A 23,754-nucleotide genomic window follows, 5' to 3' on the forward strand; every position below is an offset into this window, starting at 1 on the left:
TCTCCTTTCCCTGTAATAGATTATGGATCCGGCAGGAAAAGTCCTTTTTCAGCATAAAAAAACCGCTTTTCAAAAAAGCGGTTTGACGATTACCAAGGCTTATCTGTTCCGAGCGCCTCGGCCAGGGCCTTGCTGTGTTTTAAGCGGTTTTTTCGTTCTCCGGCGCGCTGTACGGCCGTATTGTGAAGCATGATTTCTTCCTCGGTTTCCGGCACGATTCGCGGAACGCGCACCGATTTCCCATTTGAATCGAGCGCGACGAATGTCAGAAACGACGTTGCCGCAAGCTCGCGTTCACCCGTCATCAGGTGTTCTTTAATGACTTTGACAAACACCTCCATAGAGGATGTGCCGACCCATGTGACGTAGGATTCAAGGCATACGGAATCCTGTTGGCCGATCGGGCGCAAAAAATCTACAGAATCCATTGAGGCCGTGACTGTTTCACACCGGCAGTGGCGGGCCGCGGAAATTGAAGCGATATCATCAATATAGCTCATCAGCTTTCCGCCAAACAGCGTATTGTGATTATTCGTATCAAGCGGAAAAACCCTGCTTGTCTTGACAACCCTTGTTTCTTTGCAAAATCTTGATTCTGGCAACTTCATATTATTTAAACTCCCCTTTGGTGTCTGGTCGTTTTGACATTTCATCTGTACCCTATTAAACAATACTTTGCTCGTTTTGTCTAAAATTTTAAATATTAAGTTGGTTAGATATTCTATCAGAAATGTTTCATTATTCATCACATCCGGGAATAATAAACGCACATTGAATACCGATAGGAGGATATCACATGGACGTATCCATTCCCAAATCCACGCGGAAACCGGCTTGCCGCAGTGAGTTTGATGCTTTGCAGACAGTCATCTTATGCCGGCCGGAACACATGACCATCAAGGATATTATTAACGGAACGCAGAAACATTTCCAACAAGAAAATATTAACATACCCGTTGCCCTCAAACAGCATAGTGAGTTTATTGACATTTTAAGATCTCATCAGATTGAAGTCGTCCTGCTGCCTGCCGATCCCGCATTGCCTGAGCAGGTATTCACCCGGGATATCGGATTTGTCTTAGGCGAGACGGCGTTTATTTCAAACATGGCGGCTTCAGTCCGGCAGGGAGAAGAAAAAGTGTTTCAAGACCTGCTTGACGATAAGAAAATCCCTTATACGCAACTGAAAAAAGCGAACATTGAAGGCGGCGACATCTTGATCGCAGACGGCACCGTTTACGCCGGGCTGAGCAAGCGCACGGATAAAGCGGCTGTCCGGGAGCTGCGGGAGGCGCTGCCGGAGATGACTGTTGTGCCGATCCCTCTCAAGGAGGATTTCTTACATTTGGACTGTGTATTTAATATGATCTCGGAAACGGAAGCGCTATACTGCAAAAATGGCTTGCGGCAGAAAGAAATTGATCTTCTCGCCGAACGTTTTGAGATGATAGAAGTTCCTGAAGAAGAGCAATTCACGCTCGGCCCGAATATCCTGTCCATCGGGAATCAGACAATTATCAGCCTGCCGCAGCACCGCCATACGAACCGCGAGCTCAGAAAAAGAGGTTATACAGTCATTGAAACCGAGTTTTCCGAAATTATTAAGTCAGGCGGTTCCTTCCGCTGCTGCACCTTGCCGCTTGTCAGAACATCTTAAACATTTACAAGGCAGTTTCCTTCAAGATACGTTAATATAGAGAAGACAAGACTCTAAAGGGGGAAACCGAATGGCTAAGTACATAGGATACGCGGGAACATATACAAAAGGCGGAAGCGAAGGCATTTATTGTTTTGAACTTGATACAGAAGCGAAGAGGCTCAGCCGGCCGAAGCTGGCAGCAAAGCTCGGCAACCCGACATACGTCACTCCGAATTCTGATAACAGCATGCTGTATTCCATTGAAAAGGCAGACGGAAAAGGCGGCGTCGCAGCCTATCAGATTCATCAGAACAGCGGGGAATTAACGTTTGTAAACCACCAGCTGATTGAAGGCCCGTCTCCATGCCACGTCAGCATTGATGATAAACATGAATATGTGTTAACCGCTAATTACCACAGCGGAAAAGTGCACGCCTTTCCCGTCAATGAGGACGGAAGTCTGCAGGAGCCGGCTGCCGAAGCCGCTCATACGGGAACAGGTCCTCATGAAAGACAAGAGAAACCGCATACCCATTTCGCAGGCTATACACCTGAGCATAACTACATTGCAGCCGTCGATTTAGGGACGGATACGCTGTATACGTACCAAATGAAAAACGGTTCGCTCACAGAGGTGAAAACTCATTCTTTCGCACCGGGTTCAGGGCCGCGCCACATCGTTTTCCATCCGGCGGAAAAATACGCCTATGTCATGACGGAAATCAGCAATGAAGTCATCGCGCTTGAATACAACCCGACCTTAGGTGAATTCAGAGAGCTGCAGGTCATTTCCGCTTTGCCTGAAGGCTTTACGGACAAATCGCAAGGCAGCGCAATCCGCATATCTAAAGACGGCAGATTTCTTTATGCCGCCAACCGCGGACATGACAGCATCGCCATCTTTAAGATCAACCAATATTCCGGTGAATTGTCTCTTATTGAATGGGTGCCGACAGAAGGCAACTGGCCGCGTGATTTCGCGTTTGACCCTTCCGAGACATTCCTTGTCGCGTCAAACGAAGAAACGGGAAATCTGGTTTTGTTTGAACGCGATCCGGAAACAGGCAAATTGACTCTGCTTCAATCTGACATTCCGGTTCCGTATCCGGTCTGCGTGTCATTTCTGCATCAGGTTTAATCAAAAAGAAAGCTGACATTATATTGTCAGCTTTCTTTTTTGTATAAATGGCAGGCGACAAAACGCCCCGCCTTCACTTCTTCAAGCTCAGGCGTTATCTTACCGCAGAGCTCCATCGCTTCAGGACACCGCGTCCTGAATACACAGCCGCTCGGCGGGTTAAGGGGGCTCGGCAGCTCCCCTTTCAGAATAATCCGTTCACGCTTGTCCTCAAGAAGCGGATCAGGAATCGGGATTGAGGATAAAAGGGCCTTCGTATAAGGGTGAAGCGGTTCCCGGTAAAGCGCAGCGCTTTCTGTAATTTCCATCATGCGGCCCAAATACATCACGCCGATCCGGTCGCTGATATGCTTGACCATTGATAAATCGTGGGCGATAAATAAAAATGTCAGCCCTTTCTCTTTCTGAAGCCTTTTTAAAAGGTTGACGACCTGAGCCTGTACCGACACATCCAGCGCGGAAATCGGCTCATCCGCCACGATAAATTCAGGATGCAGAGAGAGCGCTCTGGCAATTCCGATTCTCTGCCTCTGTCCGCCGCTGAATTCGTGGGGATACCGGCTGCCGAAATCCGGGTGGAGCCCGACAGCTTCAAGCAGTTCATCCGCCATCATCAGACGGGCTTTTCTTGTATTGTAAAGATTGTGGATTTCCATCGGCTCTAAAATAATTTCCCTTACGGTCAGGCGCGGATTTAACGAGGCGTAAGGGTCTTGGAAAATCATCTGCAGCTTGCGGAAGAAGACCGACCGCTGTTCTGCCGCGGCACGGTGTATATCCGTCCCTTCATATGATACCGAACCGGCCGTCGGGTCATACAGACGGAGAATAACTCTTCCGAGCGTCGATTTACCGCATCCCGATTCTCCGACAAGTCCGAATGTTTCCCCTCTTTTAATGTGAAAACTGACACCGTCGACTGCTTTTACGGCTTTCTTTCTTCCTGCGTCAAAATGCATTTTCAGCCCGCTGACTTCAAGGAGCGGAGATGCCGTCATTTTCTATTCCCCCTTTTCGCTTATACAGCGGCGTACGGTGCATAATTCTTTTTCATAGATCGTTCCTTCCAAAGACAGCACTTCGATTGTTTTTCCCGTTTTCGGGGAGTGCAGCATTCGGCCGTCTCCCAGCGCCAAACCGACATGGTGGATCGCGCCTTTTCCTTCTTCATAGGCGAAAAACAAAAGGTCAGCCGGCCGGATATCGTTTACCGCCGCGCCGCACCCGGCTTTTGCTTGGTCCTTTGCATCACGGGGAAGGGTATAGCCGTTTGCTTTAAATATCGAATACATAAACCCGGAACAGTCAAACCCGAAACCGCTCAGTCCTCCCCATAAATACGGAAGCCCGAGAAACATCATGCCCGTTTCGATGACATCGGCTACCCGTCCTTCCGTATGCCGGTACTCGTCTGCGTCAGCTTCATTTACGAACCGTTCTCCGAGAGGCGTCACAACCCGAAAAAAGCCGTTCTCACGTCCTGATGCCGGAAGACGCGTTAAGAAACTTACTTCCAAGTCCGGTTCGCCGTTTGTGTGATATAAAAAAGCTGTCGGTTTGGTAATCCATACGGCGGGGGAAGATGTATAAAAGCCGTCTTTTGAAAGCTGGCTTTTTTTCATCCAGCCCGGATATCCGCGCGCATCCTTGTTTGAAGGCTGGCCGGGAACGGCAACAAAAGCCCATTCCCCTTCCTCTTTGAGAATGATCACCTCTTCCCCGAAAAGCGCTTGCGTTTGGACAAGGTTGTCTGTACATAATTGCAGCCGCTCTTCATATCCCATAGACGCTAACCATTTTCTGATCTGCGGCGGGTTTTCAAGCATCGGCGCATCATACGAACGGGGAGATGACGGCAGCGTCCATACGTTGGCTGCCGCCGCTGTAACGGCTGCTCTCATCTTTTCGCCTCCTCTTGTATCGACACACCGATAATGCCGAGACCCGGTTCATCGGGAATCGTAATCTGACTGCCGCTGTATGTGATGCCGCCTTTAATCAAATCATCTTTCAGCATAAGCGGCGCATCAAAATCAAACCTTGTCACATTCCGTTTGCCCGCGGCAAAATGAGCCGCGGCGGTGATGCCGAGCTTGGTCTCAATCATGCTGCCGACCATGCATTCCACGCCGCATGTTTCGGCCATGGCATTGATTGTTTCCGCCTGCTTTATGCCGCCCGCTTTCATCAGCTTAATATTGATTAAATCGGCGCTTCTCGTCTGCAGCACGCAAAAGGCCTGACGGGGGGTAAAGACGCTCTCATCCGCCATAATCGGCGTGTCTACGGCATCGGTGACCTGCTTCAGCCCGGCGATATCGTCTTTATGAACAGGCTGCTCGACCAGCTCAATGCCGAGGCCGGCGTCTTCCATCTTTCGGATCGCAGTCACGGCTTCTTTCGGCGTCCAGCCTTGGTTGGCGTCCAATCTCAGTTTGACGTTACCGCCGACACGTGATCTGATCGCCTGAATCCGGGCAACATCGTCCGATATGTCACCTATGCCGACTTTTATCTTTAAAATATGAAATCCCTTGTTCACATAGCGGTCTGCATCCCCCGCCATCTCCTCAGGAGAATTGACGCTGACGGTAAAATCTGTTTCCAGTGTATTCCGATAGCCTCCGAGAAGCCGGTAAAGCGGCTGTCCGTGCATTTGCGCCCATCCGTCATATACAGCCATATCCACCGCAGCTTTTGCGCTTTGATTTCTTTCCAACAGCCGGCTGATATCATACAAAACAGCTTCCATGCCGGAAAGGCTCCGCCCCAAGAGAGCAGGCTTCAGCACATCGCGGACTGCGCTTTCAATACCGTCCGTGCTGTCGCCTGTAATGACAACCGTCGGCGGCGCCTCGCCCCAGCCGGTCAGACCGTTGTCAAATGTGAGCTTCACAATGACCGATTCAGCATTGTAAACCGTGCGCAAAGCGGTCTTAAACGGCTTTTTCAGCGGCACGGACATCCGTCCCGTTTGAATATCTGTAATCCTCACACCTGATCACTCCCTTCCGGAAACCCCCGATTCAATCGTTACCGCTTTGGCCGCCGTATCCATAACCGCGCGGGCCCCGATCGGAACGGCGAAGCTCGGTGAACAATGGCCGATTTTAAAGCCTTTAAGCGCTGGCTTTCCTGATTTGACAATGTAATCGTTCAGCACTTGCTCTAAAGTAAGAGACTTTTCTTTATGCTTCGGTTCGCATTGGTGAAAATCACAGACCAGGATTCCGACTGCGTCTGACAGTTTTCCGGCCATCTTTAATTGATTCAGCATCCTGTCGATTTGATACGGCTCCTCATCAATATCCTCGATAAACAGCAATTTGTCTTTCGTATCAATTTCAAACGGCGTGCCGAGTGTGGATGTAATGAGCGACAGATTGCCGCCCGAAAGCTCTCCCTCGGCCCTTCCGCCTGTCAGCACCTCCAGCGGAGAAATGTCCTCCGTATAGGTGAATTCCGTTTCTGTAAAAAGCTGATGATACGACGCTTTTGTCAGGGGATCAGCATCTTCAAGCCCGACATCCGTGCTCAGCATCGGGCCGTGAAATGTGACGAGCCCCGTATTTTGATGAATGGCGGTATGTAAAAACGTAATATCGCTGTATCCCCAGAAAATTTTCGGATTGCGGCGGATTAAGCCGAAATCGATGTCGGCGGCAATGCGGCCCGTGCCGAATCCTCCGCACGCGCATATCACCGCTTTGACATTCTGATCACTAAACATGTCATGGAGATCATCGAGGCGCGCCCGGTCTTCTCCCGCCAAATAGCCGTGACGGGTCTTCAGCGCCCGGCCGAGTTTCACTTGAAGGCCAAGCTCATTCTCTAAAAACAGCAGCGCGGTTTGCAGCGTCCCGCTCTCAGGCGGGCTTGCGGGCGCAATCACACCGACCGTGTCGCCTTTTTGCAGTGCTTTCGGTTTATGGTTCATGACTTTTTCAATCTCCTTTCCGGATTGAAAAGTGAAACACGCCGCTCCTTTAACGGCAAAAGAGCGGCATATGTTTCCGCTGTAAGATCAGGACTTTTCCGCCCATTTCAGATCAATGTACCCGACGGGGTGCCGGACAATGCCCTTCACGCCGCTGTTCTGCAGATGCACCTGATTGTAAAAGTAAATCGGAATGATCGGAACCTCGTTCATGAGCAGCTTTTCCGCTTTATGCATGAGCGCAAAACGTTTTTTGGCATCGGCTTCCTGTTTTGCCTGCTTGATGCAGCCGTCGTATGCCGCGCTGCCCCAGCCGGTGCGGTTCATGGAATTATCCGTTTGGAAAGCCTCAAGAAAACTGATCGGATCTGCGTAATCCGGTAAAAATGAGCTTTGAGAGAACTGGAACTTCAGTCCTTTCTGCTCTTCTAAAAAGACGTTCCATTCCATATTGGCGAGCTTAACGTCTATACCGAGCACACTTTTGAGCTTCTGCTGAATCGCTTCCGCTATTTTCTTATGCTCCGGTTTTGTGCTGTATGTCAATGTAACGGCGGGCAGCTTGTCATAATGCTCTTCCGCCATGCCTTTTTCCAGCAGTTTTTTGGCTTCTGATTCATCCGGAGTTAGTAAACTGCCGCCCGCTTCGCGGAAATCTTTCCCGTCAGGCTGAGTAAATCCCGGGGATACAAAGGCATGTGCCGGCTTTTCACTGTTTTTGGTCACATAATCCGTGATTTCTTTCTGATCAATCGCTGCCGCGAACGCTTTTCTGATCTTTTCATTTTGAAACGGCTCCATTTTAACGTTAAAACGATAGAAATAGAGTCCGGCCTGATCCCAGGTGCGGACATTTTTTCCTCCCATCAGCTGCTCGCTCAGCTCTGCCGGCACAAAGGCGGTATCCAAATCCCCCGACTGGAACATCTGATAGTCGGTATTCCGGTCACTGACCATCGCCCATGTCACTTTATCCAGTTTCACCGTCTTTTTATCCCAATACGTCTCGTTTTTGACCATCGTCATGCTGTCGTCATGCTTCCATTCCGTCAGTTTGAACGGCCCGTTGCCGACAAAAGTTTTTGCTTCAGTGAACCATTTCGGATCAGCCTTGGCGACCTTCTCATTAATCGGGAAATACGCCGGATTGGACACGACGCTCAAAAAATAATCCTGCGGGGCCGCCAATGTGACGACAAGCGTTTTTTTATCCTTTGCCGTGACTTTCACGTCTTCTCGTTTGCCTTTTCCGCTGTTAAATTCTTCCCCGCCTTTGATCATGTAGCCGAGAAAAGCGGAAGATGCGCCCGTTTTCGGATCGAGCATCCGCTTCCAGGCGTACACGAAGTCTTCCGCCGTGACGGGATCGCCATTTGTCCATTCGGCGTTATCACGGATATTGAAGGTATATGTCAGCTTATCAGCGGACACCTCCCAGCTTTCCGCCATGGCCGGTTCGGGCTTATTATCTTTTCCGAGCCTCGTCAATCCTTCCATGATGTTATTCAGCGGCTGCCAGGAAACATTATTAAATCCGATCGGCGGATCAAGTGAGGTCGGCTCATTTTCGTTATTGAGCCGCAGCACCGTCTCACCCCCCTGTTCTTTTGCTTTGCCGGGTTCTGTCCCCGCCTGTTCATTGGCTGTACAGCCCATCAGAGCAAACGAAACAACAGCAATCACACCGATCGCCCATCTCTTTTTCATTTCAATCCCCCTTTTTCCTCTGCTGCCGTCAGCTGCTGCTTCAGCCGCTCTGCACGGTGATCCTGAAGCCAGCAGTTGACGATATGGCTTTTGGATTTCACGGTTGTTGCCGGGTATACCTTTTCACAGACGATCATCCTGTCCGGGCAGCGGGCGGCAAACGGGCAGCCCGGCGGCGGATCGAATAAATCAGGCGGCGTCCCGTCAATCGGCGAAAGCTCACTATCCTCCATATCCAGCCGCGGCACTGAACGAAGCAGCCCCTTTGTGTATGGATGAGCCGGACGGTAAAAAATATCATGCCTCGTGCCGATTTCGGCGATTTTCCCCGCATACATGACGGCAACTCTGTCGGCGGTCTGAGCGACGACGCCGAGATCATGGGTGATCAGAATAATAGACACGCCTGTTTTTCTTTGAATCTTCTTAAATAATTCAAGGATTTGTGCTTGAATTGTCACATCAAGAGCCGTTGTCGGTTCATCGGCGATCATAATTTCCGGCTCGCAGATCAGAGCCATCGCGATCACGATCCGCTGCCGCATGCCCCCGCTTAATTGGTGGGGGTACTGCTTCAGGCGGGATTTCGAGTCCGGGATACCGACCAGATCCAACATGGCGAGAACCTCGGATTCAGCTTGTTTTCTTGTCATGGCGCGGTGTTCCAACAGCGCTTCTGATAGCTGATCCCCTATGGTCAAAGTCGGGTTGAGCGCCGTCATCGGGTCCTGAAAGATCATAGAAATTTCGCGCCCCCGGATTCCCCGCATTTCCCGATCCGACATTTGGCAAAGGTCTTTCTGTTTAAATTGTATGCTTCCGGATTCAATCTTTGCCGAATGTTTCGGAAGTAGACTCATCACGGCTTGTGACGTCACGCTTTTTCCGCATCCCGATTCACCGACGATCGCAAACGTTTCACCTTTATATAAATCGAAGCTGACGCCTCTCACGGCTTTTACAGTGCCTCCGTATGTTGAAAAAGTAACATGCAGATTTTGAACGGAAAGAACTTGCTGCGCCATTTTTCCTACCTCCTCAGTTTCGGGTCTAACGCGTCCTGCAAGCCGTCTCCAAGCACGTTAAACGCGTACATCGTTAAGGAAATGAAAAAAGCGGGAAAAAACAGCCGCCACCAATGGCCTGATAAAATCGCCGGCAGCCCGTCATTTGCCATGACTCCCCAGCTTGCAAACGGCGCCTGAATGCCGAGTCCGAGAAAACTTAAAAATGATTCCGCAAAAATCGCCGCCGGCACCGTCAGCGTCATTTGGACAATAATGGCTCCCATCGTATTCGGCAGCAGATTTTTCTTAATGATCCGAAATGTTTTCGCTCCAAACGTTTTCGATGCCAATACGTGTTCATCATGCTTCATCCTCAGCACCTGCCCTCTCACAATCCGCGCCATGCCGACCCATCCCGTCACGGTCAGAGCGACGATAATGGAACTGAGCCCCGGCCCCATCAGCACCATTAACAAAATGACAACGAGCAGATACGGCAATCCGTAGAGAACCTCGATGATTCTCATCATGGCGCTGTCTGTCCGGCCCCCTTTGTAGCCCGCGACGCCTCCGTAGATAACGCCGATCAAAAAGTCGATCAGTGCCGCCATCACACCGACAAATAAAGAGATTCTCGCTCCGTACCACGTTCTTGTAAACACGTCCCGGCCAAGTTCATCGGTTCCGAACCAGTGTGAAAAAGACGGCGGAAGATTCTGCTCGGCGAGCGTCTGCCTTGTCACGCTGTGCGGTGATATCAGCGGGCCGAACACAGCCGCTAGAAACAGGCAGCATAATATCACAAGTCCGGCCATCGCCAATTTGTTCTTTTTAAGCCGCCGCCACGCATCCTGACTGTAAGACAGGCTCGGACGCTTGACCGACTCGGTTTCACCCTTTCTTTCCGCGCCCGGCTGAAACCAGTCATCAGGCACTTCTGTGTGTTTTACCGTTTCTTGCGGGAGATTCATCAGGATCACCCTTTCTTATGAAGTTTTATGCGCGGGTCTAACAGGCCGTATGCTAAATCAACCAGAAACAGCAGGACGATCAGAATCACACTGTAAAATACGGTCGTTCCCATGATGACCGGGTAATCACGCTGATTGATGCTTTCTACGAAATATTTGCCCATTCCCGGTATGGCAAAAATTTTCTCGATGACGAAACTGCCCGTTAAAATACTTGCGGCAAGCGTCCCGAGCACTGTCACAACAGGCATAAGAGCATTTTTCAATGCGTGTTTGATCACAATTTTGACGGGAGAAAGCCCCTTTGCTTTTGCCGTGCGGATGTAATCCTGAGTCAGCACTTCGGCCATGCTTGATCTTGTCAGCCGCGCGATAATGGCCATGGGACCGACGGCAAGCGCAACAGTCGGCAGAACCATGTGAACTGGACTCGTCCAGGTAGCTGCCGGAAACCATTTCAGATGAACCGCAAATTGCTGAATCAGCAGCGTAGCCATTATAAAATTCGGAATGGAAATCCCGAGCACCGCAAGGCTCATGGCCGCATAATCGAGAAAGCCGCCGCGCCTGAGAGCGGCCGTTATGCCGAGCGCGAGTCCGGAAATCACAGCGATGATGATCGCCGTTATCCCAAGCTCGAAGGAAACCGGAAATCCGCGTTCAAGCATGGCGTTTACACTGTCTGACGGTTTTTTGATTGAAGGACCGAAATCAAAGGTAAGAATGGATTTTAGATAGATGGCGTATTGAGTGATAAGAGGTTCGTTCAGATGGTAGTAGGATTCAAGATTTCGCTGGACCGCTTCGTTTGTGCCCCGCTCTTCGTTAAAAGGCGAGCCGGGTATCACTTTCATCATGACAAATGTCAGAGTGGTGATGACGAGGACGGTCATCATCATGGCGATAAAACGTTTGATAAAATACCGCAGCAATGCCGTTCACCCCTTTAACAGAATGTTGTTCTCATGGCGAGTTCTGTCATGACGAGCATGGCCTGATAGGCTTCCGGCATGTCTTTTGCCTGAAATTGAACGATTGTCGTTCCCGGGATGATTTCTGTGCCCGGCATTAAATGGGCCCATTCAGCCTGTCCGTAATTGGCAAATTCAATGCCTAATACAGGTCTTTCAGGCGGAGTCAGCGGTTTGACCTTATCTTTATTTTTGAGCGCATAGGCTGTTTTTTCCGTCAGGAGCCGTCCGGCTTTTTGAGGGGACAGGCATTTGACCGCAGTTCTTGAAATGGTTTGTTTGACGGCGGCAGTCGTCACATTCGGGATCAGCTCCTCCGCCTCTTTTGCGGCGCAATCATCTCCGGCAGCCATGATGACCGGGACATCGTAAAATCCGGCGAGATAGGCATTTAACCCCAGTTCACCGACCGGCTTATCATTTATGTAAAAGTGGCGGACGCCGAATATCATGCTGTGCGACATGACGCCCGGCATCGACGCTCTCGCATGATAGCCGATAAACATCACACCTGAATACGATTCATCAAGCCCCTGCATCATGGAAAACGGCTTGACATCCCCCGTAATCAGCTCTGCCTCAGGGTGAAGCTTTTCCGCGAGCAGATTATTCATCTTTGAGTGGCTGTCATTCACGGTCACTTCCGTGCATCCGTTATTAAACGCTTCTGCGATGCACCAGTTTGCTTCTTCGGTCATCAGAACCCTGCCGCGCTCATAATTGTGCATGCGGGAATTGACAAATGTTTCATCAGGCAGTCCGGAAATCCCTTCCATATCCACAGATAGATACAGTTTCATGTAATGCCTCCTTTTTTACTTAAAATTTCGATATTAAATTATGAATATTCTAACAAATTATATTAAAAAAGGATGAAACATGCAATATACCATTCTGCCATTATAGGAAAAAACAAACCCTTTTCACCGGGAAAAGGGTTTGCTGATAGAAAAAGTTACATACCGTTTTTGTTGATAGGGTGACCCCGAAACTGTCTGACCGCACTTCTGTATTCGCGATCGGGAATGACCTGATGCCTGATCGGTCCAGGAGCCTGCGGCGAAGGCTCTTCATCCGCCTGCTTACGGACGGCATGCGGTTTATGCGCCAGCTTATGTCCCATGCCGGTCGCATTCATGACAAATGATAAACACACTAAAAGCAAGCTTAAGATGAAAGCAATAAGAAACAAATCGCTGTATGTCCCCATCAGCAGGTCATGCGGCGATTGTGTGCCGCGCGCGCCCCGAAGCATGCCGGAAGCATCTCTTTTCGTAAAATACCCTATTAAAACAGGTGCGCCCATATAAATGAACAGCCTCAAAAACTGAACGGCCGTCATGCGTTTCACCAGTTCCGGAAGCGGTCCGCCCAACGCGGCTCCCATCAGTCCGGCTGCCACGATAAGCCCTGTCCCGGCCGCCAGCATCACGAAAAGCCCCGCAAATAGAATAAGGGGTATATGATGATCCGCCGTCATCCATTGGAAATTCACGAACACCAGTATAACAGAGCCTGTTATGCCGAGCATGCCCGGACCGACTTTATCATATGCTAATGCACTGATAACAGCGGCGATGGCCACGCCTCCCAAAAGGCTCGCATAAAGGAATATCTGTTGAGTTTGTGACATGTGATATGCGGTCTGAAGCTCCCCGTGAAATGCAGAAAGACTGACCGCTATGGAAATACTGCCCGCAGCGATCATGAAAACACCCAAAATCGGCTTTGGAATCAGCATAAGTTTAATCGAAATCAGCGCATGTTCGTTTCTGTACTGCATAATCAGCAAGATCAGAAGAATGACGATGCTTCCTCCAAATCCCGCCAATGTCTGCCATGATGAAAAGCCCCATTTCGGCAGATGAATAAATGTATAGGCGGTCAGCACAGCTGATACACCCGCTAACAGAAAACCGATGCCGTCAAATGGAGATTTTTCAGCATTTTTATGAACGTCATCCCTCAGCCACATATAACTGAAAATGAGGCCGAAAAAAGACAGCAGGCCAAAAATGCCGAACAGCCAATGCCAATGGCCGGCGCTTGCCGCCGCCGTGCCTAAAACGGTCCCCATAATGACGGACCCGTAAAATCCGCCGATTAACACAAATAATGCGTAATTCCGGCGTTCAATCGGAAACGAAAGCACCAGCATCGGAATCATAATCATCAGCATAGTGCCCGCCGCAGCTCCCTGTAAAAAACGGCCCGCGGCGAGCGGATAAATATCATTTGTCACAGCAGCAAGCAGCGCTCCGATGACACCCGCGGCCATCGAAATCATATAGACAGGCCGGGAGCCGAATCTTTTTCTTAAATACGGCCCCGCCGGCACGAATAAGGCAAATGCCATATTACCGATAATAATCGGATGAAGAGAGTCAAAGTTTTCCCCGCCGACCGTCTGCCGGACAAGGCTTTGGACAGCCGAAAGAGCGGTATTCGACATCAGCCCCGGCCCGACCGCCAGCACAGCAAGCAGAGAAATGATCCAGTGATGTTTTTCTTTCATTTGACAGCTCCTTTCTTACTATTTGACAAAGTGAAAAAGCTAACAGATTTCCCCCATTAGCTTAACAGAATTTTTCATATCTTTTCATGTGAAGGATTGAACATAATATCTCATTTATTATTTCAAATCCGATGGAAATTGTCAATATAAAGCGCCGCCGTCCGATTTCGTCTTTTTCACAATTTCCCACAATCTTTTCATTATTATCCCACACTTTTTGTTTAAGATGGAGTCAGTAATAATAGGCAAATCATGCTATGATGAAATAGAGAAACGGAGTGAACATGATGGATAACTATCGTGATGAAAATCGGACAGACCAAAAAGAACAGGAAGTCCTTTTAGTAAAAGAAAACCCGCAGCCGGCCGGATATTCCGCGCCGGACGAGGACAAGAAAAAACGAAGCTTCGGCTGGTTCAGACCGCTTCTCGGCGGAGTGATCGGCGGAGGGCTCGCCCTCGGCATCTATACATTTACGCCGCTTGGAGACCATCAGACTCAAGATACTTCCAATCCGGCTCCCGCTCAGGAAACGTCATCGGTAACCGCTAAGCAGACATCTTCTGAATCCGGCAGCGGCAAATCGGCAAACAGCTCATCGGCAAATTCAAGCAGCATTTCGAATATGGTGGAAGACATTTCACCGGCGATCGTCGGAATCACTAATCTGCAAAAGCAGCAAAGCAGTTCCGATTTATTCGGATTCGGATCAAGCTCAGATTCAAACTCTAATTCATCGGGTGATGATGCGGAAACGGGATCGGGTTCAGGCGTTATTTTTAAGAAAGCAAACGGCAAAGCGTATATCATTACGAATAACCACGTGGTCGAAGGCGCCTCTTCCCTTAAAGTGTCATTATATGACGGCACCGATGTAACAGCTAAACTCGTCGGCAGCGACTCTCTGACAGACTTGGCCGTTTTAGAAATCAGTGATAAACACGTAACAAAAACGGCAAGCTTCGGCAGCTCATCCGCTCTCAGAACGGGTGAATCCGTCATCGCCATCGGTGATCCGCTCGGAAAAGACCTTTCCCGCACCGTCACACAGGGCATCGTGAGCGGCTTAAACAGAACCGTCTCGATCTCCACGTCAGCCGGTGAGTCAAGCATCAACGTCATCCAAACCGATGCCGCCATCAATCCCGGAAACAGCGGCGGACCGCTCTTGAATACAGACGGCAAAATCATCGGCATCAACAGCATGAAAATCAGCGAAAATGATGTAGAAGGCATCGGCTTTGCCATTCCGAGCAACGATGTAAAACCGATCGCCGAAGAGCTTCTCACGAAAGGACAGGTGGAGCGCCCTTATATCGGCGTGAGCATGATCGACTTGGAACAAGTGCCGCAAAACTATCAGGAAGGCACACTCGGCCTCTTCGGCAAACAGCTGAATAAAGGGGTTTACATTCGCGAAGTGGCGCAGGGATCCCCTGCTGCCAAAGCCGGATTAAAAGCAGAAGACATCATTATCAGCTTAAAAGGGAAAGAAACTGACACGGGCAGCGAACTTCGCAATATTCTCTACAAGAATACGAAAGTCGGCAGCACCGTTGACGTGAAGATTATCAGAAACGGCAAGGAAATGACGAAAAAAATGAAACTGACTCAAAAAGAAGAAACATCTTCTTAACAAAAATCCAAGGCAGCCGCCTTGGATTTTTTTATATACAGCTGAAACTTTAGGCCTGGATCAGCCGTATGACTCAGTGTGCAAAGGAGGATACATACACATGAAACAAACCGGACTTTTGCTGGTCGTTACCGGCCTGATCTTGCTGCAGCTGAGCATTCAGCTTCCTCAGCAAAACGCTGCTTGGGGAATGACGCTTGGTGCAAGCATTTTACTGAACCTTTCGGGAACCGGACTGATCATGCGCTCTCTGCACACGCAGACCGGCCGCAGATGAATGAAAAAAGCCGCGGGACATTCTGTCATCCCGCGGCTTTTATTTTACATAAAAGCACCCTGTCCGCCGGCCGGACAGGGTGTTTGTTAAGACATATGCTGGTCCCGATAAATCTTTTCGTTTTTCATACCGTACGCTTTTTGCACGATATAGAGCGGACGGTCTTTTGCTTCGTCATAAATCCTTCCGATATATTCGCCGATCATTCCGAGCATTAATAGAACGATGCCGCTGAATAACAGCTGTATCACAATCAGAGAGGACCAGCCCGTAATGGTGCTGTCTGTAAAAAGCTTCATGTATAAAACGATAAACATATAGAGAAAACCCGCTCCGGACATGAGCATTCCCGCATAGCTTGCCGCCTTGAGCGGTTTATGAGAGAACGTTGTGATCCCGTCCATGGAAAGCTTCAGCATTTTTTTAAGCGGGTATTTCGTTTCCCCCGCAAGCCGCTCATCTCGTTCATATTCTACAGCAGTCTGCTTAAAGCCGACCCAGCTGACGAGTCCTCTGACAAAAGGGTTTTTTTCTTTTAATCTTTTCATCTCATCACAGACTTTTCTGTCCAGCAGGCGGAAATCTCCGGTGTCAAGCGGAATATCAATATCAGTCACGCTCCGCAGCAGCCGGTAAAACAGAGAGGCCGTCTGTTTCTTGAAAAAGGTTTCTCCCTTTCGTTTCGTTCTGACGGCGTACACCACATCGTAGCCTTCTTTCCACTGCTCAATCATATCAAGGATTAATTCAGGCGGATCCTGCAAATCGGCGTCAATGACGGCGATTGCATTCCCCTCTGCATAATCCATGCCCGCTGTGATCGCGATCTGATGTCCGAAGTTTCTGGAAAAATCAATAATTTTCACTCTCGGATCAATCAGACTTTGCTCTCTTAAAATCTCAATACTGCGGTCTTTGCTTCCATCATTAACAAAGATCAATTCATAATGCTCTTTTGTTTGATCCATGACTTCTTTCAGGCGCTGATAGGTTGTCTGAATGACGAGTTCTTCGTTATAAACCGGGACGACTATTGAATATTGAATATGTCTGCTCATGTTTTTTCCTCCTATTCATCAGATTGAAGTTCGTATAGTGAAGCTGACTGATTCATTCCGCCCGGCCCGCCGCTCATCCGGCTGTTTTTACCCGCGGCCTTGCTGCTTTTTGTATCAGCTGCATCATGATTTTTCGTTTTCTGATCTGTGCTTGATTGCCATTTGTCTGAAGATACTTTCTTTCCGTTTTTCTCAACCCATTCAACAATATCGTTGTTTCCGCCTTTGCCCATTCCGGATGTTAAGAAGTATTTTACTTTCCCTTCTTTTACGAGCTTTTTAAATTGAGTCAGCGTAATGGCCGGGTCAGACCCGCTGAATCCGCCGATCGCCATGACCGCTTTTTTCGTTTTTATAATGTAAGGCGCCGCTGTGTTGGAATCGGTTGTAGCAAATAGATAGTCTGCTCCGGCGTTATGTTTCTCTAAATAGTTGATCAGTTTTGTATTGACAGATGCGTTATCCATTCCCATGCCTTTTCCGCTTGCTGACGCAAGCTGAGGGCCTGTTTCAGGCAATGAGCTGTTGCCTCCGTACAGAAGCGGTGTGCTTGCCCAATAAATCGGCATCACCATCAAGACGAGAAGGGCTGCAAGTGAAACATAGTAACTGAGCGGTTTTTGGCGCTGTTTGAATACGAACAGGGCGATTGCTGCCACTGCGCCGAGAACGCCTGCTCCGATGCTCCAGCCTGCGCCGATTTGATCATTGTAGTTTCTGAGGATAAACAGTTCAAATCCGGTTGTCACAAGAATAGCGGCCGGCAATAGCCAAGTTTTCCATCCCGCCTGCTTGCGGTACAGATGAACGAGGGCGACCCATCCCGCACCGGTAAGAGCAGCAATCGGAGGCGCCAGCATAATGAGATAATAATGGTGGAAAAATTCCGCCACACTGAAGAATCCGGCAATCGGCACAAGCCACGCTGCCCAAAAGATCGTTTCCTTCTGTTCTGCTGATAATCTTCTTCTTTCTCTCGCCCCGGCGATCAATAAACCGGCCAATCCAAAAATCGCAAACGGCAGGAGCCAGCTGATCTGATCTGATAATTCTTGTTGGAAGAGTCTCAGCGGACCGGGTGTTCCCGTACCGAACATTCCTGAACCTGACTGCATTTTCGAGCCGGTGCCTGTACCGCTTTTTCCTCCGCCAGGACCGCCATTGCCGCCATCTCCGCCGCTTGGAGGGCCTCCTTGACCGCCGCTTGGCATTTGGCCGTTAGATGGAGGTGCCGTCATACTGCCGGTTTGTGATTTGTCTCCGCTTGCTGACTGGCCGGGCGGTTTTTGCATTTGTGAAGAACCGCCGGAAGAAGACATCTCTTTCGATGCGTTTCCGTCGGGCCCGCCCTGGCCGCCGGAACTTTGCCCCGTCAGCCGCTGAATCCCGTTATATCCGAAAGCCAATTCCAATACGGAGTTTGTCTGGCTGCTTCCGACATATGGCCTTTTGTCTGTAGGAATATTGTCAACAATGAGCGGCCATGACAATGAAACGGCTGCTAATACGGCCAGCGCGCTTACCAGTGAAATGATTTTTTTCTTAATCGTGGTATTTGCCGCCATCATATAGAACAGCAAGAAGGCCGGTAAGATCATATAAGCCTGAAGCATTTTTGTGTTAAAGCCTACTCCGACGACAAAAAATGCCGCCAAAAGCCAGATCAGTTTTCCTTTTCGAATCGCTTTAAAGAGAAGCCATGTGGCGAACAAGAGGAAAAAGACCAGTAACGCATCGACATTGTTTGTGCGCGCTACGGCTACAGCAATCGGCGTACACGCCATGACAAACGAAGCGATGCGCGCCGCCGTTTTTCCGAACGTCGGCTTTATTAATAAGTACATGAATAGAACTGAACCTACCCCCGCCAATGCCTGAGGCAGGATGACACTCCACCCGTGCATACCGAATATCAGCGCGCTGATCGTTTGAATCTGGTATGTAACAGGCGGTTTATCTACCGTGATAAATCCGGCTGCGTCAAATGAAGCGTAAAAGAAATTATGAAAGCTTTGAAGCATACTCGTTACCGCTGCGGTGTAATAAGGATTCACCGTATCGTCATTCCAGATGTTGTACATATTCAAGAATGCGGAAGCGAGTAAAATGAGGATTAAGACCGCGTCTATCTCGCGTTTTTTCATTTTCACCTGTGTTTTCACTCCTTTTGTTTAACTTTGAACAAGTGTAACAACCAAATGTGAAAAATTTATTAATAAACAAAGACAATTATTTTGCCGTTTACAAATAGGTAAAAAGAATGACAAAACGGGTAAAAAAGCAAAAAAAAGATGCCCCCGTCAAGCCGGAAGGCATCTTTCATTATTTCTGATTTACTGAATCGGTTTCAGCCGCGCTTCTATTTCAGAACGGCGGTGTTCGAGATAAGGCGGGAGCGCAACCGTTTTGCCTAGCTCCTCAGGTTTTTCATCAACCATAAATCCCGGACCGTCCGTTGACAATTCAAACAGAATTCCGTTCGGTTCCCGGAAGTACAGCGCTTTGAAATAATAACGCTCTACAATGCCTGAGTTGCTGAAACCTTCTTTCGTAATGATGCGGTGCCATAAAGCAAGCTCCTCCTCATTCTGAACACGGAAGGCCACATGGTGCACGCTGCCTTTTCCAGGACGCTCGCGCGGAAGATCGTTTCTTTCAATGAGATGGACTTCTGTACGCGCGCCACCGTTTCCGGATTCGAGCACCGTAACCATGCCCCGGTCTTCATGTGTTTCTTTCCCGATTTCAGTGAAGCCCAGCACATCGGTTAACACACGCAGCGTCGGTTCTGGGTACGGGACGGTCAATTCAACGGGACCAAGACCGCGGAAAGAATATTCTTCCGGTATGCCGCTTTGCTTCACCGCTTCACCGATGTCTTTTCCTTTTTCGTCAGCTGTCAGCACAAGCCGCTGTCCTTCATGATCCTGAAAAGCGAGTGTGTCCCTGCCCGCTATTTTCACGATCTCACTGTGAGAGACCTGATGCTCTTCAAATCGTTTTTTCCAATATTGAAGCGCTTGTGCATCCGGAACACGCAGGCCGATTGAAGAAATACTGTTTGTCCCCGCATGGAACGGCGCGATCCGAGGAATCTCGAAAAACGTCAATTCCGATCCCGGATTGGCTGATTCATCACCGTAAAATAAGTGATACATCGTCGGTTCATCCTGGTTTACCGATTTTTTCACAAGCTTCAGCCCCAGGATATTTCGATAAAAATCTAAATTTTTCTGCGCATCAGCCGTCAATGCTGATACATGGTGTATTCCATTAACTTTCATTATGTTATCCTCCAGTCAATTATCTCGATTTCGAGATATTTTATATATACAATTTATGTTATCCGGATCGTAAAGTCAACCCATCTGCTTCACAGACGGTCTGCAGACTGCCGTTCTCAAAATAACGAACTTTTGATATTAAAAAAACCATTAACGTTCGCTTTTAAAACAGTATTTTTTCCTTCTCAAAAGCATAAACCTTTATCTTTTAGGCAAAACACCAAAATCAGAAAATTTATTTTATTCGTGTTTCAGCAATTAGGGTTTACAATATGGAAAATAGTTTTTTCAGCATGACGATTTTACATCTGGAGGGAAAGGATATGCAGATTGAAGAGAACGGACTTAAAAAAGAGATCGGCCTTACCATCGCCCTCTCACTTGTTATCGGCACCATCATCGGTTCCGGCGTATTTATGAAACCAGGCGCCGTGCTTGCCTACTCCGGTGATGCGAAAACCGCGCTTATCGCGTGGCTGTTAGGAGGCATTTTGACGCTTGCCGGCGGCTTGACCGTTGCGGAAATCGGCACTCAGATTCCGAAAACGGGCGGACTTTATACATATCTCGAAGAAGTGTACGGCGAATTTTGGGGCTTTTTGTGCGGATGGGTTCAAATTATCATTTACGGCCCCGCCATTATCGGAGCAATCGGCTTGTATTTCGGCTCCTTGATGGCCCATCTGTTCAGCTGGGATTCCGGCTGGTCTAAATTGATCGGGATTTCAGCCGTTTTGTTTTTAAGCATCATTAACATTATCGGAACGAAATATGGCGGCATCGTACAGGGAATTACGACTGTCGGCAAATTGATTCCGATTATCTGCATGATCGTGTTCGGCCTTTGGAAAGGCGATCAGCATATTTTCACAGCCGTCACAAGCAGCATGTCGGAAATGAATTTCGGCGCTGCCATACTGGCCACCTTGTTTGCTTATGACGGATGGATTCTGCTTGCGGCACTCGGCGGCGAAATGAAAAATCCGGAAAAGCTGCTCCCGAGAGCGATGACGGGCGGACTTTTGGTCGTCACCGCCATTTATCTTTTCATTAACCTTGCGCTGCTGCACATTCTTCCTGCGACCGACATCGTCAAACTCGGTGAAAATGCGACCGGCACAGCTGCCGGAATGCTGTTTGGCGACATCGGGGGAAAATTGATCAGCGTCGGAATCATCGTCAGCATCTTCGGCTGTTTAAACGGAAAGATTCTCGCTTTTCCGCGTGTCTCGTTTGCGATGGCGGAACGGAAACAGCTGCCGTTTGCCGGACAGATTTCGCGGGTGCATCCGACATTCCGCACCCCGTGGATTGCCGTGTCATTTCAGATCGCGCTGGCCATTATTTTCATGATCGCCAGCAATCCCGATAAGCTGTCTGAAATCTCTATTTTCATGATTTATATTTTTTACGTCATGGCTTTTTTCGCCGTGTTTATCCTCAGAAAAAAAAGCGGAGGAAAACCGCGCGCCTACAGCGTGCCTTTGTATCCGATCATTCCTGTTTTGGCCATCGCGGGTTCACTGTTTGTGCTGATCAGCACGATCATTACAGATACACTGAGCTGCGCGCTGTCCCTCTTGATCGGCCTCGCCGGGCTGCCGCTTTATTTTTGGCTGAAAAACGGCAGAAAAAACTGACAAAAACGGTTCCTTTTACGGGAGCCGTTTTTTTTCTGGCAAAATCACGTGCAAAAGTTGACAGCAAATTCACATCTTTTGTTATACTTTTTAAGCAAGATGTCTGAATTCGAAGTATGTTACGTTTTTTTGGCGAAGTGGGTAACATAAGAAAAACAGGATGAGACACGTTTTTACGAAAAAATCAAGAGGCGTTTTTTTCGACTTTATCTGTTTTTTTTCGACAAAAGGCTATATAATAATTTGATGTGTGCATTGTCTCATTCAAACAATGGAGGGTTTTTAATGATAAAAAGAAAAAAAGATAAGTTCTCACTCCTTTTAACAGAAATCGCAAAAAACATAGACGAAACCGCAGAATACTTTGTCAACTTTAAAGTGACGAACCAGACGACTTTAAAGGAATTTGCCGATACGTTAAAAGAGTTTGAAACAAAAGGAGATAATCATGTTCATGTCATGATTAAAGAGCTGAACAAAGCTTTTATCACTCCCATTGAACGTGAAGACATCCTTGAGCTGACAAACAGCCTCGATGACGTGCTTGACGGAATCGAACATTTTTCAGCAATGATGGAGATTTTCTCGATCACTTCTTCAGATGAGCATATCGATAAGTTCAGCGGATACATCAGAGAGTGCGCGAAGGAAATTTTAATCACGATTGAGCTGCTTGCAGAAAACCGATTGAAGGACATTCACCCTCACGCCATTAAAATTAAGGAATACGAGCACAGCTGTGATAACCTGCACCGTAAATCATTAAAAAATCTGTTCGGCACAGAAACCGATCCGATTAAAGTGATTCAGTACCGCGAGATTTACGAAACGCTTGAGGAAATTGCCGACTCTTGCCAAAGCGTTGCCAATAACCTTGAAACCATTATTATGAAAAACGCGTAACGAGGGGTTATAATGGATACTCTATTACTTTTAACGATATTAATTGTCATATGCGCTTTGGTATTTGACTTCATTAACGGATTTCACGATACCGCAAACGCAATCGCCACCTCAGTTTCGACAAAAGCGCTGAAGCCGCGGCACGCAATCGTCATGGCCGCCATCATGAACTTTCTCGGAGCGATGACATTTACCGGTGTGGCGAAAACCATTACGAAGGACATTGTGAATCCTTATACATTAGACAACGGGTCAGTTGTCATTCTGGCGGCTCTACTCGCCGCAATCGCCTGGAACTTGATCACATGGTATTTCGGCATTCCGAGCAGCTCTTCACATGCGATTATCGGAGCGATCGCCGGAGCGGCCATTGCAGCGTCAGGTTTTGCGACGCTTAATTATAAAGGGTTCATTAAGATTATCGAAGCACTTATTTTATCGCCGATTATCGCCTTTGTTCTCGGCTTTATCGTATATTCGATCGTGAAGCTGATTTTTAAAGACAGCAATCTGGCGAAAACAAATAAACGCTTCCGCAGAGTGCAGATTTTGACGGCTGCCATTCAGTCCTATACACACGGAACAAACGACGCGCAAAAAGCGATGGGTATCATTACGATGGCGCTTATGACGGCCAATTTACATAAAAGTGATGCCATTCCTTTTTGGGTGCAGCTCTCTTGTGCCCTGGCAATGGGTCTCGGCACATCCATCGGCGGCTGGAAAATCATTAAAACCGTCGGCGGAAAAATTATGAAAATCCGTCCGGTAAACGGCGTATCTGCCGACTTAACCGGCGCAGCCATTATTTTCGGGGCCACGTTTATTCATCTCCCTGTCAGCACGACGCACGTCATTTCGTCTTCCATTCTCGGTGTGGGCGCTTCCCACCGCGTAAAAGGCGTAAACTGGGGAACGGCTAAACGGATGCTTATTACATGGGTCATCACCCTGCCGATTGCAGGTACACTCGGCGCCATCGCCTTTTTCATCTTAGATCTCTTTTTCTGATGACATCCGCTTCTTTACAGAAGCGGTTTTTTTTGTGACAGGAAAATGATGTCATGACA

Annotated in this window: 21 protein-coding genes; 7 read left to right on the forward strand and 14 right to left on the reverse strand. The window is 48.5% G+C overall.

The annotated features are described in order from the left end of the window. Window positions 1-89: 89 nt before the first annotated feature. Window positions 90-608 carry an acyl-CoA thioesterase gene (locus OWN49_RS02770; RefSeq protein WP_017417623.1) on the reverse strand — a complete coding sequence of 173 codons (519 nt, stop codon included), beginning with the start codon at window positions 606-608 and terminating at the stop codon, window positions 90-92. Between the two features lie 188 nt (window positions 609-796). On the opposite strand from OWN49_RS02770, the gene OWN49_RS02775 reads away from it, so the two are divergent. Beyond that, the gene (locus tag OWN49_RS02775) at window positions 797-1,657 is read left to right on the forward strand and encodes a dimethylarginine dimethylaminohydrolase family protein (protein ID WP_094247011.1); all 861 of its coding nucleotides are present in this window, start codon (window positions 797-799) and stop codon (window positions 1,655-1,657) included. 70 nt (window positions 1,658-1,727) lie between these two features. Further along, window positions 1,728-2,777 (forward strand): lactonase family protein, encoded by a 1,050-nt coding sequence (locus tag OWN49_RS02780; protein WP_024085204.1) that lies wholly within the window; start codon window positions 1,728-1,730, stop codon window positions 2,775-2,777. Between the two features lie 26 nt (window positions 2,778-2,803). Here the strand turns inward: OWN49_RS02780 and OWN49_RS02785 are convergent, their stop codons facing one another. The 10 genes from OWN49_RS02785 to OWN49_RS02830 all read right to left on the reverse strand — a co-directional run bounded on the left by OWN49_RS02785 (window position 2,804) and on the right by OWN49_RS02830 (window position 13,885). Beyond that, a complete protein-coding gene (locus tag OWN49_RS02785; protein ID WP_071391950.1) occupies window positions 2,804-3,775 on the reverse strand; it encodes an ABC transporter ATP-binding protein in 972 nt (323 codons plus the stop codon). Between the two features lie 3 nt (window positions 3,776-3,778). Then, complete coding sequence (locus OWN49_RS02790; RefSeq protein WP_146283598.1) at window positions 3,779-4,678, reverse strand: C40 family peptidase; 900 nt, start codon at window positions 4,676-4,678, stop codon at window positions 3,779-3,781. Continuing rightward, the gene (locus tag OWN49_RS02795; RefSeq protein ID WP_217365440.1) at window positions 4,675-5,742 is read right to left on the reverse strand and encodes a dipeptide epimerase; all 1,068 of its coding nucleotides are present in this window, start codon (window positions 5,740-5,742) and stop codon (window positions 4,675-4,677) included. Before OWN49_RS02795 ends, OWN49_RS02790 begins: the two co-directional genes overlap by 4 nt. Before the next feature lie 36 nt (window positions 5,743-5,778). Beyond that, on the reverse strand, window positions 5,779-6,714 hold the full coding sequence (locus OWN49_RS02800) for a S66 peptidase family protein (RefSeq protein WP_146283599.1): 936 nt from the start codon (window positions 6,712-6,714) through the stop codon (window positions 5,779-5,781). Window positions 6,715-6,801: 87 nt separating this feature from the next. Beyond that, on the reverse strand, window positions 6,802-8,421 hold the full coding sequence (locus OWN49_RS02805; protein ID WP_146283600.1) for a peptide ABC transporter substrate-binding protein: 1,620 nt from the start codon (window positions 8,419-8,421) through the stop codon (window positions 6,802-6,804). Further along, window positions 8,418-9,446, reverse strand: coding sequence for an ABC transporter ATP-binding protein (locus OWN49_RS02810; protein WP_176283283.1), 1,029 nt, complete (start codon window positions 9,444-9,446; stop codon window positions 8,418-8,420). The genes OWN49_RS02805 and OWN49_RS02810 overlap by 4 nt, the downstream gene beginning before the upstream one ends. A gap of 5 nt (window positions 9,447-9,451) precedes the next feature. Then, on the reverse strand, window positions 9,452-10,399 hold the full coding sequence (locus OWN49_RS02815; protein ID WP_024085201.1) for an ABC transporter permease: 948 nt from the start codon (window positions 10,397-10,399) through the stop codon (window positions 9,452-9,454). A 5-nt stretch (window positions 10,400-10,404) separates the two neighbouring features. After that, a complete protein-coding gene (locus tag OWN49_RS02820; protein WP_014304864.1) occupies window positions 10,405-11,331 on the reverse strand; it encodes an ABC transporter permease in 927 nt (308 codons plus the stop codon). Between the two features lie 14 nt (window positions 11,332-11,345). After that, window positions 11,346-12,170: a M55 family metallopeptidase gene (locus OWN49_RS02825; RefSeq protein ID WP_007407248.1), complete on the reverse strand. Its 825-nt coding sequence runs from the start codon at window positions 12,168-12,170 to the stop codon at window positions 11,346-11,348. 155 nt (window positions 12,171-12,325) lie between these two features. Further along, window positions 12,326-13,885, reverse strand: coding sequence for an MFS transporter (locus OWN49_RS02830; protein WP_146283601.1), 1,560 nt, complete (start codon window positions 13,883-13,885; stop codon window positions 12,326-12,328). A 287-nt stretch (window positions 13,886-14,172) separates the two neighbouring features. On the opposite strand from OWN49_RS02830, the gene htrA reads away from it, so the two are divergent. Together htrA and OWN49_RS02840 are read left to right on the forward strand one after the other, a co-directional pair. Then, window positions 14,173-15,522: a serine protease HtrA gene (gene htrA, locus OWN49_RS02835; protein WP_152036128.1), complete on the forward strand. Its 1,350-nt coding sequence runs from the start codon at window positions 14,173-14,175 to the stop codon at window positions 15,520-15,522. 100 nt (window positions 15,523-15,622) lie between these two features. Then, window positions 15,623-15,799 carry a hypothetical protein gene (locus OWN49_RS02840; RefSeq protein ID WP_014417532.1) on the forward strand — a complete coding sequence of 59 codons (177 nt, stop codon included), beginning with the start codon at window positions 15,623-15,625 and terminating at the stop codon, window positions 15,797-15,799. Between the two features lie 86 nt (window positions 15,800-15,885). Here the strand turns inward: OWN49_RS02840 and OWN49_RS02845 are convergent, their stop codons facing one another. The 3 genes from OWN49_RS02845 to OWN49_RS02855 form a co-directional block, all read right to left on the reverse strand. Then, window positions 15,886-16,857: a glycosyltransferase family 2 protein gene (locus OWN49_RS02845; RefSeq protein ID WP_003154790.1), complete on the reverse strand. Its 972-nt coding sequence runs from the start codon at window positions 16,855-16,857 to the stop codon at window positions 15,886-15,888. Between the two features lie 11 nt (window positions 16,858-16,868). Continuing rightward, on the reverse strand, window positions 16,869-19,007 hold the full coding sequence (locus tag OWN49_RS02850; protein WP_176283282.1) for a glycosyltransferase family 39 protein: 2,139 nt from the start codon (window positions 19,005-19,007) through the stop codon (window positions 16,869-16,871). Between the two features lie 183 nt (window positions 19,008-19,190). Continuing rightward, a complete protein-coding gene (locus OWN49_RS02855) occupies window positions 19,191-20,141 on the reverse strand; it encodes a ring-cleaving dioxygenase (RefSeq protein ID WP_176283281.1) in 951 nt (316 codons plus the stop codon). Between the two features lie 323 nt (window positions 20,142-20,464). Here OWN49_RS02855 and OWN49_RS02860 point away from each other — a divergent pair, with 323 nt between their 5' ends. The 3 genes from OWN49_RS02860 (at window position 20,465) to OWN49_RS02870 (ending at window position 23,695) form a co-directional block, all read left to right on the forward strand. Next, window positions 20,465-21,781 (forward strand): APC family permease, encoded by a 1,317-nt coding sequence (locus OWN49_RS02860; protein WP_094247018.1) that lies wholly within the window; start codon window positions 20,465-20,467, stop codon window positions 21,779-21,781. A 285-nt stretch (window positions 21,782-22,066) separates the two neighbouring features. Further along, window positions 22,067-22,684: a DUF47 domain-containing protein gene (locus tag OWN49_RS02865; RefSeq protein WP_003154804.1), complete on the forward strand. Its 618-nt coding sequence runs from the start codon at window positions 22,067-22,069 to the stop codon at window positions 22,682-22,684. Window positions 22,685-22,696: 12 nt separating this feature from the next. Next, on the forward strand, window positions 22,697-23,695 hold the full coding sequence (locus OWN49_RS02870) for an inorganic phosphate transporter (protein ID WP_003154805.1): 999 nt from the start codon (window positions 22,697-22,699) through the stop codon (window positions 23,693-23,695). Window positions 23,696-23,754 lie beyond the last annotated feature (59 nt).

It is taken from the genome of Bacillus sp. NEAU-242-2 (genome assembly GCF_027853835.1).
Classification (GTDB): Bacteria; Bacillota; Bacilli; order Bacillales; family Bacillaceae; genus Bacillus; species Bacillus velezensis.